16 protein-coding genes are annotated in these 18478 nt (G+C 35.6%); 10 read left to right on the forward strand and 6 right to left on the reverse strand.

Annotated elements, in window-relative coordinates; genetic code table 11:
* Positions 1 to 30 precede the first annotated feature (30 nt).
* The gene (locus HMPREF1052_RS07245; protein ID WP_005761025.1) at positions 31 to 1356 is read left to right on the forward strand and encodes a glycosyltransferase family 2 protein; all 1326 of its coding nucleotides are present in this window, start codon (positions 31 to 33) and stop codon (positions 1354 to 1356) included.
* A gap of 250 nt (positions 1357 to 1606) precedes the next feature.
* Here HMPREF1052_RS07245 and HMPREF1052_RS07250 read toward each other — a convergent pair whose 3' ends face one another.
* From HMPREF1052_RS07250 to potA, 4 genes are all read right to left on the reverse strand, one after another.
* Positions 1607 to 2698, reverse strand: a complete 1092-nt coding sequence (locus tag HMPREF1052_RS07250) for an extracellular solute-binding protein (RefSeq protein WP_005760998.1) — start codon at positions 2696 to 2698, stop codon at positions 1607 to 1609.
* A 153-nt stretch (positions 2699 to 2851) separates the two neighbouring features.
* On the reverse strand, positions 2852 to 3622 hold the full coding sequence (gene potC, locus HMPREF1052_RS07255) for a spermidine/putrescine ABC transporter permease PotC (RefSeq protein ID WP_005760976.1): 771 nt from the start codon (positions 3620 to 3622) through the stop codon (positions 2852 to 2854).
* Positions 3622 to 4482: a spermidine/putrescine ABC transporter permease PotB gene (gene potB, locus HMPREF1052_RS07260; protein WP_040596421.1), complete on the reverse strand. Its 861-nt coding sequence runs from the start codon at positions 4480 to 4482 to the stop codon at positions 3622 to 3624. The genes potC and potB overlap by 1 nt, the downstream gene beginning before the upstream one ends.
* Positions 4463 to 5584, reverse strand: coding sequence for a spermidine/putrescine ABC transporter ATP-binding protein PotA (gene potA, locus HMPREF1052_RS07265; RefSeq protein WP_005760966.1), 1122 nt, complete (start codon positions 5582 to 5584; stop codon positions 4463 to 4465). The genes potB and potA overlap by 20 nt, the downstream gene beginning before the upstream one ends.
* 466 nt (positions 5585 to 6050) lie before the next feature.
* Between potA and pepT the strand changes: the two genes are divergently transcribed.
* The 8 genes from pepT to HMPREF1052_RS07305 all read left to right on the forward strand — a co-directional run bounded on the left by pepT (position 6051) and on the right by HMPREF1052_RS07305 (position 14005).
* Positions 6051 to 7277: a peptidase T gene (pepT, locus tag HMPREF1052_RS07270; protein ID WP_005761045.1), complete on the forward strand. Its 1227-nt coding sequence runs from the start codon at positions 6051 to 6053 to the stop codon at positions 7275 to 7277.
* 282 nt (positions 7278 to 7559) lie between these two features.
* The gene (locus HMPREF1052_RS07275; protein WP_005760982.1) at positions 7560 to 8030 is read left to right on the forward strand and encodes a hypothetical protein; all 471 of its coding nucleotides are present in this window, start codon (positions 7560 to 7562) and stop codon (positions 8028 to 8030) included.
* 57 nt (positions 8031 to 8087) lie between these two features.
* The gene (locus HMPREF1052_RS07280) at positions 8088 to 8285 is read left to right on the forward strand and encodes a hypothetical protein (RefSeq protein ID WP_005761064.1); all 198 of its coding nucleotides are present in this window, start codon (positions 8088 to 8090) and stop codon (positions 8283 to 8285) included.
* A 4-nt stretch (positions 8286 to 8289) separates the two neighbouring features.
* Entirely contained in the window at positions 8290 to 9354 is a 1065-nt protein-coding gene (locus HMPREF1052_RS07285; protein WP_005760968.1) for a transferrin-binding protein-like solute binding protein, read from the forward strand.
* Between the two features lie 92 nt (positions 9355 to 9446).
* The gene (locus HMPREF1052_RS07290) at positions 9447 to 9686 is read left to right on the forward strand and encodes a hypothetical protein (RefSeq protein ID WP_005761039.1); all 240 of its coding nucleotides are present in this window, start codon (positions 9447 to 9449) and stop codon (positions 9684 to 9686) included.
* 81 nt (positions 9687 to 9767) lie between these two features.
* Complete coding sequence (locus HMPREF1052_RS07295) at positions 9768 to 10199, forward strand: transferrin-binding protein-like solute binding protein (RefSeq protein ID WP_005760956.1); 432 nt, start codon at positions 9768 to 9770, stop codon at positions 10197 to 10199.
* Between the two features lie 149 nt (positions 10200 to 10348).
* Positions 10349 to 11812, forward strand: coding sequence for a surface lipoprotein assembly modifier (locus HMPREF1052_RS07300; RefSeq protein ID WP_005761082.1), 1464 nt, complete (start codon positions 10349 to 10351; stop codon positions 11810 to 11812).
* Positions 11813 to 11821: 9 nt separating this feature from the next.
* Positions 11822 to 14005 carry a FepA family TonB-dependent siderophore receptor gene (locus HMPREF1052_RS07305; RefSeq protein WP_005761028.1) on the forward strand — a complete coding sequence of 728 codons (2184 nt, stop codon included), beginning with the start codon at positions 11822 to 11824 and terminating at the stop codon, positions 14003 to 14005.
* Between the two features lie 97 nt (positions 14006 to 14102).
* On the opposite strand, the gene HMPREF1052_RS07310 is transcribed toward HMPREF1052_RS07305, so the two are convergent.
* Together HMPREF1052_RS07310 and HMPREF1052_RS07315 are read right to left on the reverse strand one after the other, a co-directional pair.
* Positions 14103 to 16793 carry a PqiB family protein gene (locus HMPREF1052_RS07310; protein ID WP_040596423.1) on the reverse strand — a complete coding sequence of 897 codons (2691 nt, stop codon included), beginning with the start codon at positions 16791 to 16793 and terminating at the stop codon, positions 14103 to 14105.
* Complete coding sequence (locus HMPREF1052_RS07315; protein ID WP_005761006.1) at positions 16768 to 18027, reverse strand: paraquat-inducible protein A; 1260 nt, start codon at positions 18025 to 18027, stop codon at positions 16768 to 16770. Before HMPREF1052_RS07315 ends, HMPREF1052_RS07310 begins: the two co-directional genes overlap by 26 nt.
* 145 nt (positions 18028 to 18172) lie before the next feature.
* Here HMPREF1052_RS07315 and HMPREF1052_RS07320 point away from each other — a divergent pair, with 145 nt between their 5' ends.
* Complete coding sequence (locus tag HMPREF1052_RS07320) at positions 18173 to 18472, forward strand: DUF3144 domain-containing protein (protein WP_005761036.1); 300 nt, start codon at positions 18173 to 18175, stop codon at positions 18470 to 18472.
* Positions 18473 to 18478 lie beyond the last annotated feature (6 nt).

Consider the following 18478-nt stretch of genomic DNA (forward strand, 5'->3'; position numbering starts at 1 on the left):
TATCATGAATATATATTTGAGAGGAAAAAAATGAGTAATTGGTCTGTAGTGACAACCGTAAAAGCTTCAAAAGAATTAGTGGATTATTTTATTAATTATTACGAAAGGATAGGAGCTCATAAGATTTATATTTATTTAGATGATCCTAGCGATTCTTTTATTAAAGATGATTATAAAAATAATTCTAAGGTTTGTTTTCAAGTTTGTAATAAAGACTATTGGGGTATTGATTATAAATTTAAAAATTTAATATATGTTGGTAGACCTGATGCTGTAGAACGTAGACAAGAACATAATGTGATTCATGCAACAAAATTTTTTGCTGAAACAAAATGGATGTTGTGTGCTGATATTGATGAATTGATTTATGCTGAAAGAGATATAACTTCAATATTATCTGAGATTCCAGATAATATTTTCTCATTACGTTTAAAACCGTATGAAGCAATTTATTTAAATTCGGCACCTAAAACTATACCTGAAGTTTTTGCAACAACTTATTTTAAACATAGAGAGAAAAGACTTGATTCGGCATTTTGGAACCAAATTTATCCAAAAGAATTTATTCACAAAGATGGTTTATTTGGTCATATGACAGGGAAATCCTTTTTTAGAACAGATGAACCGCAAAAATGGCCAGCACTTCATAATTTCCACGCTGTAGATACTAGTTTACAATCAAGTTTTTTAGTTGATGAAATTAAATTATTACATTTTGAAGCTCTTACTATTGATAATTTTGTAGAGAAAACATTAAATAGAATTAATAAAGTATTTAATGTTGTAAATTTAGATAAACAGTCAGTAGAAAGAATTAAAAATTTAAAGAAACACTATGATGAAAAAGGTAAGCAGGGCTTATATGATGCATATAAGATTATGCATGTTCTAAATGAGCGGCAAATGGATCAAGCAATTTATCTTCATTTAGTAGATAAGATTGATATTAATAAATTTTATTCATTTAGTAGAGCTATTTGTTCTCACCATAGAACTATATTAGTTTTTGATGAGCAAGAAGATAAATGTAAATTGGTCAATAAAAATGATATGAATATTAGTATACATCATATAGTTCATTTAAATTTTGATTATGATAAAAAATTATGTTTTTTATCATTTAATAAAGATAGTTCTGTACATTATTTATATCTTAATAGATTTGGAAATTTAATGACTTATTCTACGAATAAAGCGATGTTATTCGATTTTCGTTGTCTAGATAAAATTAATTACCATTTCGCAATTTCATTTGAAAATAAGTTTTTCATTGCAAAACCAAATGGAGAATTTACTTTAGGTGGAGAAGAAAGAAAAGCTTGGGAAACTTTTACATTTTTAAATATAGCAATATAGTTTATTATTCCCATTTATAAATTATAGGCTAAGTGCAATATTTTTTTAATTCTATCGCACTTTATTATTTATTTAAATTTATTCAATTAATTTAATAAGTAAGCTTTAATTTTTAGCTAATTTTTATTGTATACCTAAAATAAACTGCGGTGAAAATTTTAAAAATTTTTACCGCAATTTTTGTTTTTTCTAAGTATAAAAAAACGCTAAACCGGGGTTTAGCGTTTTGCTTATCTGATGATTAAAGCTATTATTTAGCTGCTTTTAATTCTTGATAGTATTTTTCATAGATTTCTACTGCATCACCTACGTCATCTTGCCAATTAGCTGATTTTAATACTTCTGCTGTTGGATAGATGGCAGGATCTTCAGTAATTTCTTTTGGAAGTACTTTTTTAGCTTCAAGATTAGCCGTTGGGTAACCAATCGCTAATGTTAATTTTTCAGCTGCTTTTGCGCCTAGCATATAATTAATTAATTTATGTGCACCATCTGGATTTTTAGAGGTTTTTGGAATTGCTAGTGTATCAACCCAAAGCACAGGCCCTTCTTTAGGGAATACCATATTAATGGTGCCTGGTTGTTCTTTTTTGGCAATACGTACAGAACCATTCCATAATTGACCCACTTCAACTTCACCTGAGATAAATGAATTCGCAGGGTTGTCAGAGTTAAATGAAAGTACGTTTGGACGTAATTTTAATAACTCTTCATAAGCCGCTTTAATTTCTGCAGGATCAGTGGTATTTGGATTTTTACCTAATTTTAATAAAGCAATATTGAATACTTCACGAGCATCATCAAGTAATTGTACTTTATTGGCAAATTCTGGTTTCCATAGGTCGCCCCAAGAAGTGAAGTTTTCACCTTTGTAAGTGTGCATATTGAATGCGATACCTGGTGCACCCAACAATTGAGGCAATGAGTATTTGTTGCCTTTATCATAAGGTTTATTTAACCAATCAGGATCTAATTCTTTGATAACAGGAAGTTTGCTGTGATCTAATTCCTGTAACATTCCTTCTCGTGCCATTTTGGAAACGAAATAATTTGAAGGAGCAATTACATCATAACCACCATCAGCGCCTTGAGTTTTAATTTTGGCATACATGGTTTCATTTGATTCTAAGCTTGAAACAATGACTTTGATTCCAGTTTCTTTAGTGAAATCATCTAATAGACCATCAGGTACATATTCAGTCCATGTGTAAAGATAGACTGTACCATTATCTTTGGTTGCTTGAGGTGCTTTGCTATCTGTGGTTTTGCTATCTTTGTCATTACAGCCTGTAAGTGCAACAGCAACTAAGCTAGCTGCGAAAAGACCTGCTAATTTTTTCATTTAAGATCATCTCCTGTTGAGAAATAAATAAGAGTATCCGCCTTATATTTATGAATAATATAAGGCATAAAAAAACGCCTGACTTTGGGCTAATTCCTAGCTTGGGGTCAGGGCGTATTTTATTGATAAATAGGCACTTTGTGAAGCTTTTATTTAGCTTTTATTTTTTCGGTTAATAAGTTGACCTAAAATCACTAAAGCTAAAGATAGAACAATCATTATTGTTGCTAAGGCATTTACTTCTGGGGTGACACCTGTCTTAACCAATGAGAAGATTTTCAATGGTAAGATTTCATAGCTGACACCACTTACGAATGACGAAACGACCACATCATCCATAGAAATAGTGAAGCTTAATAACCAACCTGAGATAACTGCAGGCAAGGCAAGTGGTAGGATAATTTTACCTAAAATAGTAAATTCACTTGCGCCTAAATCTCTAGCAGCTTCTAGCATTCTTAAGTCAAACCCTTTTAGGCGAGAGAATACGCTGACAACAACATAAGGTAAACAGAAGGTAATATGAGCCAATAATAATGACCAAAAACCTAGTGATATACCTACGATCATAAATAAGGCTAGTAATGAAACCGCCATCACAATATCAGGGGACATCATCGTAATAAATAGCATGCCGCTAACAGCTTGTTTACCACGAAAACGATAGCGATATAATGCAATTGCAGTCATGGAACCAATGATGGTAGCAAAGGTTGCTGCAAAGAAGGCGATGGTCACAGAGTGAATTGCCGCTTGAATTAAGGTGTCGTTACCCATTAAGCGTTCATACCAATCTAAGCTAAAGCCTTTCCAACTGAGCCCGTAACGATCTGCATTGAAAGAATTACCCACTAAGATAATGATAGGGATGTACAAATAAGCGTACACCACTAACATAAATATATTACGTAGTACACGACTCATTATTCTAACTCCACTTTCTTATTCAATAGTTTGTTGGCTTTATAGTAAACGAAAATTAACATTGCCATTAAAATAGTTAATCCAATACTGATTGCGGAACCAAATGGCCAGTTACGTGAAATTAAGAACTCACTCTTAATTACGTTACCCACTAATAATACTTTTGCACCACCGAGTAAATCAGCTACATAGAACATCCCCATGGCTGGAAGTAACACTAATAAACAACCTGAGACGATACCTGGCATGGTGAGAGGAATAATGATTTTAATAAAACGTTGGAAACCATTTGCCCCTAAGTCTTTTGCCGCTTCCAGTAAACGTAAGTCTAATTTCTCAATAGCCGAATAGAGTGGAAGGATCATAAAAGGCAATAATAAATATACTAGCCCAATAATTACCGCCACTTCAGTATTAAGAATTCGCATTGGTTCACTAATTAGTCCAAGAGACAATAAAAATTCATTAAGAATGCCTTTCACACCTAGGAACACTTTCATTCCATAAATACGGATTAAAGAATTTGTCCAAAATGGTAATACTAAAAGAAAGAGTAAAATAGGTCTGTATTTAGGATTAATTTTTGCCATAAAAAAAGCAAAAGGATAACCAATGGCTAAGCAAATAACCGTAGCAATACCTGACATATACAATGAGTTCCATACTACCGTGCCATATAGTGGCTCAAATAGGCGAGTATAGTTTTCAAATGTAAAAGGCAAAGCATAGAAATTACTGCTGTCTTTACTTAGGAAACTCACAATTAATACCAAAAGATTTGGTACTAAAATAAAGAAAATTAGCCAAGCGAAGATAACAGCAACGGTTGAATTTTGAAATTTACGCGTTGTTATTTTCATCGTTCAATACCACTTCCCATTTTTCAATCCAAGTTACCGCAACACGTTGATTTAATGAGTGATCAATATTAGGATCATCTTCATTAAAGAATTCGCTAACCAGCACGAGTTGACCATTATATTCTAGCTCAACAGTTGACTCTAATGTCATACCCTTGTAGTTACGTTCACGGATGTGACCGATGATAGCACTTGAATGCTCATTATCGTCAAGTTCTTCCAATAGAATATCTTCTGGGCGTAGTAGCACTTTCAGTTTTTGACCTTCTTTTACTGGTAAATCAGTATATAGATAGCATACCCGACCTTGCACATTGGCACGCACACGGAGTTCATCCACACGATCTAATACTTCAGCATCAAAGATATTAATTTCACCGATAAATTTAGCTACGAACAAGTTGCTCGGTTCTTCATAAATTTCACGAGGAGAACCATCTTGTTCGATATTCCCTTTTCTTAACACAATAATGCGATCAGACATGGTTAATGCTTCTTCCTGATCGTGAGTTACAAAAATGAAGGTAATACCTAATTTACGTTGTAATGCTTTTAATTCATTCTGCATTTGCTTACGTAATTTGTAATCTAATGCAGAAAGAGATTCATCTAATAATAGTACTTTTGGTTTGTTTACTACTGCACGGGCAATTGCAATACGTTGTTGTTGACCGCCTGATAATTGAGTCGGTTTACGATCTGCCATCTCTTCTAATTGGACCATGCGTAATGCTTCTAATACACGAGGCTTAATTTCCTCATTAGGCACTTTTTGCATACGTAAGCCAAAAGCAACATTTTCAAAAATTGTCATGTGAGGAAATAGGGCATAGCTTTGGAATACCGTATTAACTGGACGTTGTTCCGCAGGCACATTAGTCACATCCTCACCATCAAGAATAATTTGGCCACCATTGGCTTCTTCAAAACCTGCAATTAAACGTAAAACTGTTGTTTTACCGCAGCCTGAAGGGCCTAAAATAGTTAAAAATTCACCATTGTTAATGGTTAAATTGAAATTATCGATAATTGTATTATCGCCATAGGATTTTTTTAGCGAACGGAGTTCAATGATAGGTTTGCTTTGAACAGTATTTTCCACTAGCTTTGGTTTTCCCTTAATGAACTAAAATGGCTTTAGTTTTGAGTAGAAATAACACATCTGCACCTGAATGCAGACACCTAAGATAAAATGAAGCCTAATGATAAAGCTAATAGCAGATAAATTAAAGTTTTTTATGTAAAAAATCATGATTTTTGTGTGAATTTTAGAAATTTTCTATTGTCTAGGATATATCAATTCCTATCATTTTTTTGATTTAACCAGTGATTGAATAAGTCATGGGGAATATTTGTAGAGTAAATGCTGACTAAAATTTGTTTTTTATCAAAAAATGGCTTATTTCTGATGAATAACAATCACTTTTTTGTTATATGTCAAAAAAAGCTTAAAAAAATTATATAGACTTATTGATGTTTTATTTTTTTCCACTTTTCTTATTTGTTAGCTACATTGAAGAAATAAGAAAGTTTTCCAATTATTATTCATTTTATTTAGAAGAATTATTATGCAATACACTGAACAACTATTAGAACGTTTTTTAAATTACGTTTCTTTTGATACCCAATCTAAGATTGGGGCGAAAACTTCCCCAAGTACAACGGGGCAAATGAAATTGGCAAAAGTTTTAGAACAAGAGCTGTATAGTCTAGGGTTAGAAAATATAGAAATTTCTAAGCATGGTATTGTCACTGCTTATTTACCTGGGACAGTAGCTGATGCGCCCACTATTGGTTTAATTTCTCATCTTGATACCTCACCACAATGTAGTGGTAAAAATGTGAATCCTGAAGTGATCGAAAATTATCGTGGTGGAGATATTGCATTAGGATTGGGCGATGAATTTATTAGCCCAGTAACCTTTCCTTTCTTACAGAAGTTAGTTGGAAAAACCTTGATTGTTACTGATGGAAAAACCCTTTTAGGCGCAGATAATAAAGCAGGAATTTCTGAAATAATGACCGCACTTTCTGTTTTAAAAGCCAGTAATCAACCTCGTTGCCATTTACGTGTTGCCTTTACACCAGATGAAGAAATTGGTTTAGGTATGAAATTTTTCCCTATGGATAAATTTCCTTGTGATTGGGCTTATACCATCGATGGCGGAGAAGTGGGTGAATTAGAGTATGAAAATTTTAATGCGGCTAGCGTTACCGTCACTGTCCCCGGTCGAGCTATCCACCCAGGATATGCTAAAGATAAAATGATTAATGCTTTAACATTGGCTTGTGAATTTCAACAAGGGTTTCCTGTGGATGAAGTCCCTGAGAAAACCGAGGATAAACAAGGATTTTTCCATTTAAATTCGTTCCATGGAGATATTGAAAAAGTCGAATTACATTATATTATTCGTGATTTTGATCGTGCTAACTTTGAACTGCGTAAGCAATTTGTTAAAAAATTAGTGGCTGATTTTAATCGAAAAAAAGGTTTAAAAAAACCACTGCACGTTGTGATTACTGATAGTTATTATAATATGTATGATGTGGTTAGGAAGATACCTCAAGCCATTGAATTGGCAGATCAAGCGATGAAAGATATCGGATTGACACCTATTCATCAAGCGATTCGTGGTGGTACAGATGGCGCTTGGTTGGCAGAAAAAGGGTTAGCTTGCCCGAATATTTTTACTGGAGGGTATAATTTCCATAGTAAGCATGAACTTATCACTCTAGAAGGTATGCGTGATGCAGTAAATGTTATCATAAAAATTGCTCAACTTGCCGTTAAATAGTCGCCGTTAAAAATCAGTAAAAATCGACCGCACTTTGTACACCTCAAAATTCGTCAGCACAAGACGATTTTGAGGTGTTTTCATATTAGCAATCTAGAATAGTTTATAGCTAGTAAATCATATCACGCTAAATTAGCTGATACGATCAAATTCACAAAATTTTAACATGTCAAATAATAATGATTACTATTTTCGTTTGGTTGTGTATGATATGCAGGTTCTTGTAGCAGATATGATGTTTGCTTACTTCTTATATTGTTATTAATAATTAAGGATAATATTATGATTTGCCATTCTTTACATAAAACTCCTCATAAAGCATTTTTTAAATTTACTTCATTAACTTCTGCATTATTTATGGTTGGTCTGTTGTCAGCTTGTCAGACGAGTCATCCTATTAATGTAGACAATAGTTCTGGAAAAATAAATCCAACACCGAATCCGCCTGACGAAAAAAATCTTGATACGATGAACTATCCGCGTGGCATGATTGATAGTAATGCAAAACAGGTAACGGGCACTTATGTTGAACGTGAACATGGTAAAAATCCGTCAAACCCTATTGAACAAACTCCGCAAGATGTTACTGGTAACCCTTCTATTGCCGCAACGGAAAAAGTTATTGCCGATGGTAAGGATATTAACGCTTATCCGAACGGCATAAATATTTCAGCACGTATTGCAAAAATACGTGAGAAAGATAAAGATTTTTTGCCTTTTGATGATAATGATCGTTCAGGATTAAATAAATGAGGTTATATCGGACGTGTTACAGCATTAGGTACGAACCTAAATACCGCTTCTTGGGGATTGAGCGTAGCGACTAAAGAAAGAGATTCAAGAGATAAAGCTTTTGCGCAGGGGTTTGCTACGAATGAGGCAAATTTACCTACAGGTTCTGCAAAATATAAAGGACGTGCCGCCCTTTCGGTAGGAGAAGGTGTGAAAGACGGAGTTAAAAATGTTCGTGTTGGTGATGCGTCATTTAATGTAGATTATTTCCAATAAATCTTTGACAGGGGAAATCACTGCGTCTAATGAGAAACCTTTCGCTACGGAAAATAATAACTTTAATCCTATTTCTTTGAAAGCCAAGATTAAAGGAAATAAATTCGAGGGTGAGAATGCGGGAATGAGCACTAAAGGGCAATTTTATGGCAAAGATGCCGGGGAATTAGCCGGTACATTTGCCAATAAAGACAAAAATATTATTGGTGCTTATGGCGCAAGAAAACAGGGGGAAGGGAAGAATGTTGAGCCCAATAAACCGAACGAGGAAGCACGCACAAATACTTATGGGCATATTGTGGATTTAAGCAGCACCAACTCGGAGAGCTCTTCGTCAAACCCTGATTATGAAGTAGAACATTATGATATTGAGAAACAAAAACAGACTATTTCAGCCTTAAAGACTGTCACAATCTTGATGAAAGGCGATGCTTATAAACATGATCGTTATGATGAAGATGGGGAAGAAGAATTATTAATTAGAAAATTAGTTGATGATTTAGCGAATCCTAAAGAAAGAGCAAGATTACATGAATATGCAGATAAAGGCTTTGTCTATGTTTGGCCGAATGTAGCTATTGTTGGGGAAAATTTATCCTATGGTCAATGGGGAGTTACTCGAATAGGTATACCGGATAGTATGCCAAAGGGCGCACATATTGTGGGTGATGTGACTGATGAAAGTCAAATCCCCGCCCAAGGTAATGCAGTTTATCAAGGGCTAGCAGGTTTCTATATGGTTAATAAGGATAAAGATATTAAATACACTTATCCGGGCACAGTGAAAGCGGATGTAAATTTTGCAGAGAAAAAATTAACTGCAGTTGTTACTCCTGATGGAAATGCCGATTTTATTGCTGAATATAAAAGAAAGGACATTTCTCCTATTGAACTGACTGCACAAATCAAAGGCGCTAATTTTGTCGGCACAAATCCGAATAATGGCATAACAACGAAAGGATTGTTCTTAGGACCAAATGCGGCAGAAATAGTGGGAATTTTTAATTCAAGTAAACCAACCGAAAAGGATCTGCTTTTGGGTGCATTTGGTGCCAAAAAACAGAATTAACAGAATTTTAGTGAAAGTATGAAGTTTTCATTAAATACTCAGGCAAATGTTGTGTATTTGCAAATTGTAACCTTAAAAAAGGAGTTTTCTTTATGAAACTAAATAAATTATTTTTAGTAACAAGCGTTGCATTCTGTTCAGTTTCTACTGTTGCTTCGGCAATAGGTGGAGATGTGGTTTCCATTACCGGCGGTCGTGACGGAACCCGTAAAGTGGAACAAACTCTACCGGTGTCATCTCCAAATAATGGCACATTAGTTGTTATTTCAAAAAACGGAAAAATTGAAGTTGCTCTTGATGGTTCTAATGTAGGCGTAGCATTACCGGCGTAATCAGATGAGTATTTTGATTACTATGGCGATAAGAAAACTAAAAAATTCCTTCGCGTAAGTAGTGACAATTTCTTAAAAGACGTGAAATTTGGTTCTTACATTAGCCGTATTCAAGGCAAATTCGACGGTTTCTTTGCTCAAGGTAATGAAACACCTGTTAGTGATGTTAATGTTCAAACTGGTTCTGTACAATACGTAGGTAAAGCGGTGATTGGTCAGGTTCGAGGAGCGGAGGGAACTCGTCCTGCACGTAATACAACAGATGCCAAATTCAATGTTAATTTTGATAAACATAGTGTTGAAGGTCTAATTAGTGCTGATAACCAAGTGTTGAATCAAGATCTCAATTTTAAAGCTCAAATCAACGGTAATCGTTTCACTGGTCAAAATGGTTCTTTCTTAACCCAAGGTGGATTCTACGGTAAAAATGCAGGTGAATTAGGCGGCGTATTCAGTGATAACAGCTACGGTTCTACAGGCGTTGCAGGTGCTTATGGTGCTAAACGTCAGTAATTTATAAAAATAATAACTTAAGAAGGCAACGAATTAAATCGGACGCGTTGTCTTTCTTTTCTCCTTTTTTAATATCTCTTATTTTGATTTATGCCTTCTTTGTGTTGAACAAGTAGGTAATTTATCGTTATTGTTTAAAGGAATATAAGATGAAAAAGGCAATATTTTGTTTATTAATTGTCTTCACAGGTTCTTACAGTGCATTTACCTCGGCAGTACCCGGTTCAGAACCCGTTCCCGAAATACAAGGTGCGGAAGCTTATAAAGCAGTAGATGACAATGCCGATTTGGAATTCATCCGCAAACAGCAAAAACGCCCACAAAGACAAATTACTGTGGATGTACCACAGGAACATCAAGGCATACAAATTACTGAGGCAGATTTATTAATGCAGCCCCAGTTATTACATCAATTAATGATGGCGTTAGTTCAGCGGCAAAATGTTACCGCTTTGCGTTTGTTACTGCCTATTTATAAAAAATCAGCAAATTATGATCACGAACTTGCCGAATATGTCGAAGCGCGTATTGCTCAAGATGACGGCAACATGAAATTCGCTATAAAAACTTACCGCACTTTATTGACTCGTGATCCCAGCCTGTTTTTAGTGCGCTTTAATTTAGCGTCTGCGCTTTATCTGGATAAACAATATGCACAAGTGCGGTCCGAATTAGCCGAAATTCGTAAAGAACAACAATTACCACAGGATTTTCTTGCTTTTGCTCATGAGTTGGAGTTAGCCACTGAACAGCAAAATACTTGGTCATGGGATTTTAATTTGGGGTATGTGCAGGATAAAAATGTCAATAATGCACCTGATCAGCAGGAAATAAAAACGACAAATGGCACTTGGACATTACCTAAACCCGAATCTGCACACGGTATAAGTTATTTTGCTACGGTAAATAAAGATTGGTTTTTGCTGAATAATTGGGGCTGGCGAGCGCAAGGTTATGGGTTTGGTAAATATTATTGGGACAATAAAAAATACAATGACATGCAATACCGCTTTAGTACTGGTCCTGTATGGCAGTCCGTGGATACTGAACTGACCTTCATGCCGTTTTACGGTATGCGTTATTATGGTGAACGTGCTTATGCGGAAACCATCGGATTACGTTCCGTACTGAATTATCACGTTAATGGAAAATGGCGAATTTCTACCGCACTTGAAGGTGGTAAACGTACTCACCCCAAACGAGAATATCTAAATGGGCGTTATGCACTTGGGAGCTTTTCACTGGGTTATGCTATTTCACCTCACCAATATCTTCATTTAAGTGTGGATACTGGGTATCGTGGTGCTCAAGATCCTAGCGATGCTTATCATCATCGTGGCGTACGTATGGGATATACCTTGTTATTACCAAAGAATATCGTGGTTAAAACAGATGTTAGCTATAGTTTGCGTCAATATCTGGGCCACAATCTATTTAATGTGGTGCAGCGGAATAAAGTTTTTGGTGCATCGTTTAGTTTATGGAAGACCGATTGGCAATGGAAAGGATTTATGCCGAAATTTAATATTGATTATGAGCGTACGTGCAGTAATTATGTTATAGCAACCTACCATAAAACCAATATTTACCTTGATATTTCTAAATCATTTTAGGAGATTGTAATGAAATTGAAAAAGAGCGTTTTAATGGTGTTGTGTGCTTTATCACCGATAACTTATGCTGAAACAGAGGATGCTTTGGAAGAAATTCGCATTACGGCAGAAAATCAGCTAAAACAAAGTTTAGGGGTATCCACCGTTCAACAACGAGATATTAAGGCTCAAGGGGTAGTTAATGATATTTCGGAAATTGTACGCAAACAGCCTGGGGTAAATTTGACGGGCAACTCTCCTTCTGGACAGCGCGGTAATAATCGCCAGATTGATATTCGAGGAATGGGGCCTGAAAATACCTTAATTTTAATTGATGGTCGTCCAGTACGCAGTCGTGCTTCCGTTCGTTATAGCAAACGAGGAGAGCGGGACACTAGAGGGGATTCAAATTGGGTTCCAGCGGAAATGATCGATCGTATTGAAGTGTTCCGAGGACCAGCCGCCGCACATTATGGTGATGGAGCAGCAGGCGGGGTTGTGAATATTATTACCAAGAAGCAATTTGATAAATTTTCTGGTAGTTTGGATACCCTTTATAACCGTTCTTATCATGATGAAGAAGGAGATTCCCGACGAATTAATCTTAGCGTAATGGGGCCTTTAACTGAACATTGGAGCTATCGTATCTATGGCAGTTATAACAAAACTGATCCTGACAAATGGTATATCAATATTATCCCTATTGTGCAGCAAGCAGGTCAATTGCCTGCTGGTTTTACTGCTGGACGAGAAGGAGTGAAAAATCGCGATTTTAACGGCTTGCTACGTTATGCTCCGAGTGAGGCACATGTTTTTGAGTTGGAATATGGTTATAGCCGACAGAATAATATTTATGCAGGAGATTCCCAATTGAGTAATTCAAGCCATTCTGAATTAGGCAGTTCTTCCGAAAATGGTGGTAATGTATCGGATTTGATTGGTCGCAGCACTAATATTATGCAACGTGAAAATGTAGCATTAACTTATGAAGGTAAATGGGGCAATATATCAAATAAAACCTATTTGCAACACGAATGGACGAGTAACCAAAGATTAGATGAAGGCATTAGCGGTGCGGGTGAGGGGGCTATTACGCAAGAACGTAGATGGATTGAATCGAAATTACGTAATTTCGATTTAAAAACAGAAACCTTTGTTGAACTGAATACTACAATGCCGCAAACTTTGACTCTTGGACTAGGTTATAATGAAGCTCATTTAAATGATCCCAATATCGGTAGAAGTTCGAGCTACGGTATTATCAGTAAAAATACTGGAACGGATTCTCGTTACAGCACCAAACGCTTTAGTGCTACGCTAGAAGATAACATAGCAATAACCTCTGACTTGGTTGTAGTACCTGGGATTTTCTTTGAATATCATAATGTTGTGGGAGGAAGTATCAATCCTACATTGAATTTATGGTATAATTTAACGGATAATTTAACCTTGAAGACTGGGATCGCACGAGCGTATAAATCACCGAGCATTCATCAATTGGCACCGAATTATCGACTTTATAGCCGCGGTGGTGGTTACGGCAATTATCGTCCTTGTTACGTGCAAGGCAATGAGGATTTGAATGCCGAAAGTAGTATCAATTCGGAAATCGGTTTGGAATATAACAATGACAAAGTTAATGTTAGCCTGACTTATTTCAATAACGACTATAAAAATAAAGTGGATGTAAATCACAAGGTATTCGGTAAGGTGACAAGTGGTACTTCAACTTCTTATGTATTTCAATATTACAATGTACCAAAAGCTTTAGTTCGTGGTTTGGAAGGATCGGTAAAGTGGAAAGTATTAGAACGGTTAAGTTGGAATAATAATTTTACTTATATGATGAAAAGTTTGAACAAGACTACAGGGGAAGCATTATCCACTATTCCTAAATATACAATTAATTCCACTTTAGATTGGCAGATTACCGATAAACTGCGTTCGCATCTGGCGGTAACCTTATATGGTCGACAGCACACTAAAGTTTTGCGTGGTGACGGTACTGATTTTGTTGGGGGAGAAGATCGTGCAGCTTATGCATTATGGTCATGGGGTGCACAATATGATATGACGAAAAATATACACTTGCGTACGGGGGTAAAGAATATTTTCGATAAACGTCTCTTCCGTTATAGTGGTAACACCAGTGGAGCAAACAGCTATAATGAGCCTGGACGTTCCATCTATATGGGAGTTGGCATCACCTTCTAAAAATCCATAAAAAATCACCGCACTTTTCAGCTAATTTTAGAGCAAAGTCAGCTTAATTGAATCCGATAGAAAAGTGCGGTATTTTTTTGCCAAAATTTTATTGGACCGTTTCGGTCGTCTGTTCTTGTGGTGGCAGTACAGCAGAATTCCAATTTTTTGCATCAACTGGTTTTTTTATTTGCAATAAGAAACGTTGATTTGCCACGGCTTGAGGTTGAATAATTTTGCTTGAAGGCGTAGAGAAAGAAATGCCGCCTTTCAACAATTGCTGTACTGATCCTGTGGTAATTTGCATACCAGACCAGCCTACCTCTGCACTGTAACCAGAGGACACCCAAAATTCAGAATTTTTACGTACCAAATGTTGATATTTAGGTGAAATTAATAAATGAATTAATACACGATCGCCTAGATCATTTAAATCCATATGACTAATCTTACCCACTTCAACACCACGATAATATACTGGTGAACCTAGCGTTAAATTGGCTGCATCAGAAGCTTCTACTATTATAGGGAAACCATTATTATATTTGTTAGTTTGTGAATTATTACTATCTTTGAGTACAAAACTCGTTTTAGACCCCCCTTTGCCGGCATCAATATCAATGTAAGGACGTAATAAACTATCTAAATTTTCAATACCACCTGCTGAAATCTGCGGTGAAATAATTCTAAATTGTGAGCCTTCTTTTGCTACAATGCCCATATAATTTGGATTCATTAATGCTTTAGCAACCACTTTTTGATTATTTTTATCTAGACTAATACTTTCAATTTCACCCACTTCTAAACCAAGATAACGTAATGACATGCCTTGCGTTAAGTTAGTTGCATTATCTGTGGTTAAGGTAATGACTTGGCCTGCAGATTTTGCTTTTAGTTCATTAACATAAAGTGTTTTATTATTTCCACTACCACTATTATCAAAACTAATTGCGCCTTTGAGAGAGCGTCCTAATGGGCTTGCTTGAATACTAATGCCTTTCGCTGTGATATCTACTTGAGCTGCACTTTCTACCCAAAAACGGCTTTTATCTGTGAGTAAATGACGATATTTAGGATAGATCGCAATATCAACATCAAAGCTATTTTTCACAGGGCGAACTTCTAGCACCTTACCCACTTCGAATTGACGATAAAGTACTAGTGAACCTTTACTAATATTTGGTAAATTTTGTGCATTTAAGGTGATGCTTGGAGATAAATCTCCACTACGAATACCTGCTTCCGCATAGCTAAGATCTTTATAAATAGGATAAGATTTTAATGGCTCACCTTGGTTTTTATGACTAATTAAACGAATCCCACCTTGTAACCATTTATCAGGATTTGCTGCTTCAAAACGTATGCCATCTAAACCAATTGAAACATCTAAATTAGAAGCTGCAACAAATTGGCTATCAGCATAGACTAAATGGCAATATTCAGGCTTAATTGCAACCTGATATTCTACTCCTTGGACATCAATATGTTGTTTGGCAATTTGACCTATAGCAATATTATTGTAATACACTTGTTGCCCTTCAGTAATACCATAGGTTTCGGGTGCTGTCAGGGTTAAAATTAAGGCATTGGGTTGCTGTAATAGAAATTCGTTTTCTGTGTAAACTACAAAATCACGTTTAGGTTCGCCTGAACCAGGGAGAATTTCAAAATATTCGCCACGTATCATGTCAGGTAATTTTTCTAATGCACCTAAATTAACCTTAGGTGTACGTAATATGATATTCGTTTGGCTTTTTAATTCATTGCTAATATTAGGATCAACTAATAATTTGCCTTTTACCAAAGAATCATTAATACCTTCCGTGTTTAGCTCGGAAAGTATCCCTACTTGTAAGCCTTTATACAATACTTCAGTTTTACCCGCTTTTAAGCCAGGTTGATTAGGAACATTAATGGCAATTTCAATACCTCGTTGCGCCGATTGTAAGTTAGCGTAGAGCTTATAATATTGTTTTTGTTCAGCTTTGGCACTTTCTGGTGGTGAATCAAAGGCAATAGCACCCTGTACAACCGCATTTAAGCTATCCATTTTGACATTAATACCAGAAGGGCTTACTTGGGCATTAATCCCACTGATATTCCAAAAGCGAGAATCCTTTTTCACAAGGTTGGCATAGGCTTTATCAATGATAACTTGAATTTCTACTTGTGATTGATCTTGCGTAAAATGATAATCGTAGATTTTACCTACAGGCATTTTTTTATAATAAACTGATGCACCTTCTGAAATAGAGCCCAAGTCGTCAGCTAATAGGTGAATTAATAAATCGCCATCATCAACTTGAGCAATTGGTCCATTTTCTTCTGCAATAAATTCATCTTGATAATCCCCATCACCAGGCTGAAGTGTAATATAGTTACCTGAGATCAGTGTATCTAAACCGGATATTCCCGCCAATGACGCACTCGGCTGAACAAGCCAGAATTTGGTATTTTGACGTAACACCGTTTTAGCTTCAGGATAAATATTGGCCTCGACTTCCACTTGTTTTAGGTTATCCGTGAAATTGACTTTTTTGACAACACCAATTTGTAAACCTTGATAGCGAATTTGCGTTTTATTTGCTACTAATCCATCGCCAGTGTTAAAAGTAATATGAATGGTTTCCCCTTGTTCTTTGATAATTTGAAAGAACAGTAATGCCCCAATACATAAGGCAATGATTGGAAGTAACCAGAAAGGTGAAATTCGTTTGTCTTGTTTAATATTAGCTACCTGGATTTCATCTTTTAATGGTTGTTCTGTTTGAGAATCATGGTTTTGCATGTTGTTTGTCATAAATATTCCAAAGTAAACGGCTATCAAAAAACGTTGTTGAAAGCATTGTTAGAAACACGGCTGAGCCAAAATAGAAGGCAGCAGGTCCTACTGAAAAATTAATAATTTGCCCTCGAGTTACCAATGACATCATCAAGGATAACACAAATAAGTCTAACATTGACCAACGACCAACGAAGTGAACAATATGAAATAATCGCATTTGCCATTTTATTGAATGTTTCCATTGGTAATGCACACATAACAATAAGTAGATCATAATAAATACTTTACTTATTGGCACAAAAATACTGGCAAAAAAGACCACAAAGGCAACAAAATAACTACCCATTCCAAGGAAGCTAATCACGCCAGACATTAGCGTATCACCTGTGGCCACATTATTCATTGAGGTATAAGAAATTGGCAAAATATTAGCGGGAAATAGCATGATAATACCTGCAATCAACGTTGCCCAAGTTTTTTGCAAATTAAGATGTTCAGGTATATCCATAGGGCTGTGACAGCGTGGGCATATAGGATGGTTTTTTCTGTCTATCATATAATGCTCAAAAGTATATTCACAGCTACCACATAAGTGCGGTGGATTTTTCTCAGAAATTTTTGTTAGCGGTAGGAGAGATGGATAAAACTCATGCCATAGCGCTTTCACATTGATTTTAACAAATAATAATGTGGTCATTAATGAGGTGAGCAAAAAGCCAATAAGGTAAATATTAATTTCAATACTCGCATAGTCACGAACTTTGAATGCAGTTACTCCCAAAGCGATTAAATATACATCAAACATGACCCAAGGTTTAATGTAACCTAAGACTAATAATAAAATTCGTGGCTTTTTATGAGCGAGTTTAGCCACTTGTAACGTAATAACGAGCAAGGTGAAAGCTATGGGCATAAATACCGCGCAAATAAAGACTAAAAAAGCGGTGTAAGGATAGCCTTCAATGGCCATTTTCCAGACGCCTCCCCAAATTGAAGCATCGACTTTTGTTCCTAACAAATCAACACTTAATAAAGGGTAGGTGAGTGCAAAAGGCATAAGAATCAGAATTGAAATAGCAATAATAGAGCAGCGACGTAAACTCCAACGATCAGTGGTGCCTAACAGGTTATGACAGCGAGGACATTCTGCATTTTGATATTTATCCAAATCAGACACAGACACTAACGCATTGCAATCTCTGCAACGTACGATCTTTTCATCTTGGCTTGGTTGAACAAATGCTGTCATAAAGATTCCGCTTAGAAAAAGCTTCATTTTAGCTATTTGATGATTATTTGTGAAGTTATTTGGGATAGTTGGGAAAAAGTGCGGTTGATTTTATAAAAATTTTACGCTCTAATGTGCGCTTTGTTTATGCTATTTAAGGACTTTTATGAGTAATCAAGCAAAAAATATTGATGAACAATTTTATACAAGAGCAAATAATTTTATTAATCTAGCCAATGAGTTATTAGAAACCACAGATAAAGATCGTGTGAGCGCTTCAATGATGTTTGGTTGTGCAAGGTTTAATGCTTTTATTGCTACTATGAAAGCAGAATATAAAGGGCAACTTATTGATTCTAAAGAAGATATAATTAGCTATTTTGTGGAAGAATATAAAAATATGCTTACCGCAAATTTAGAAGAATATATTGAAAATTTTGATAATTATGTGAAAAATAAGAATTAACATAGA

The organism is Pasteurella bettyae CCUG 2042 (genome assembly GCF_000262245.1).
Classification (GTDB): domain Bacteria; phylum Pseudomonadota; class Gammaproteobacteria; order Enterobacterales; family Pasteurellaceae; genus Basfia; species Basfia bettyae.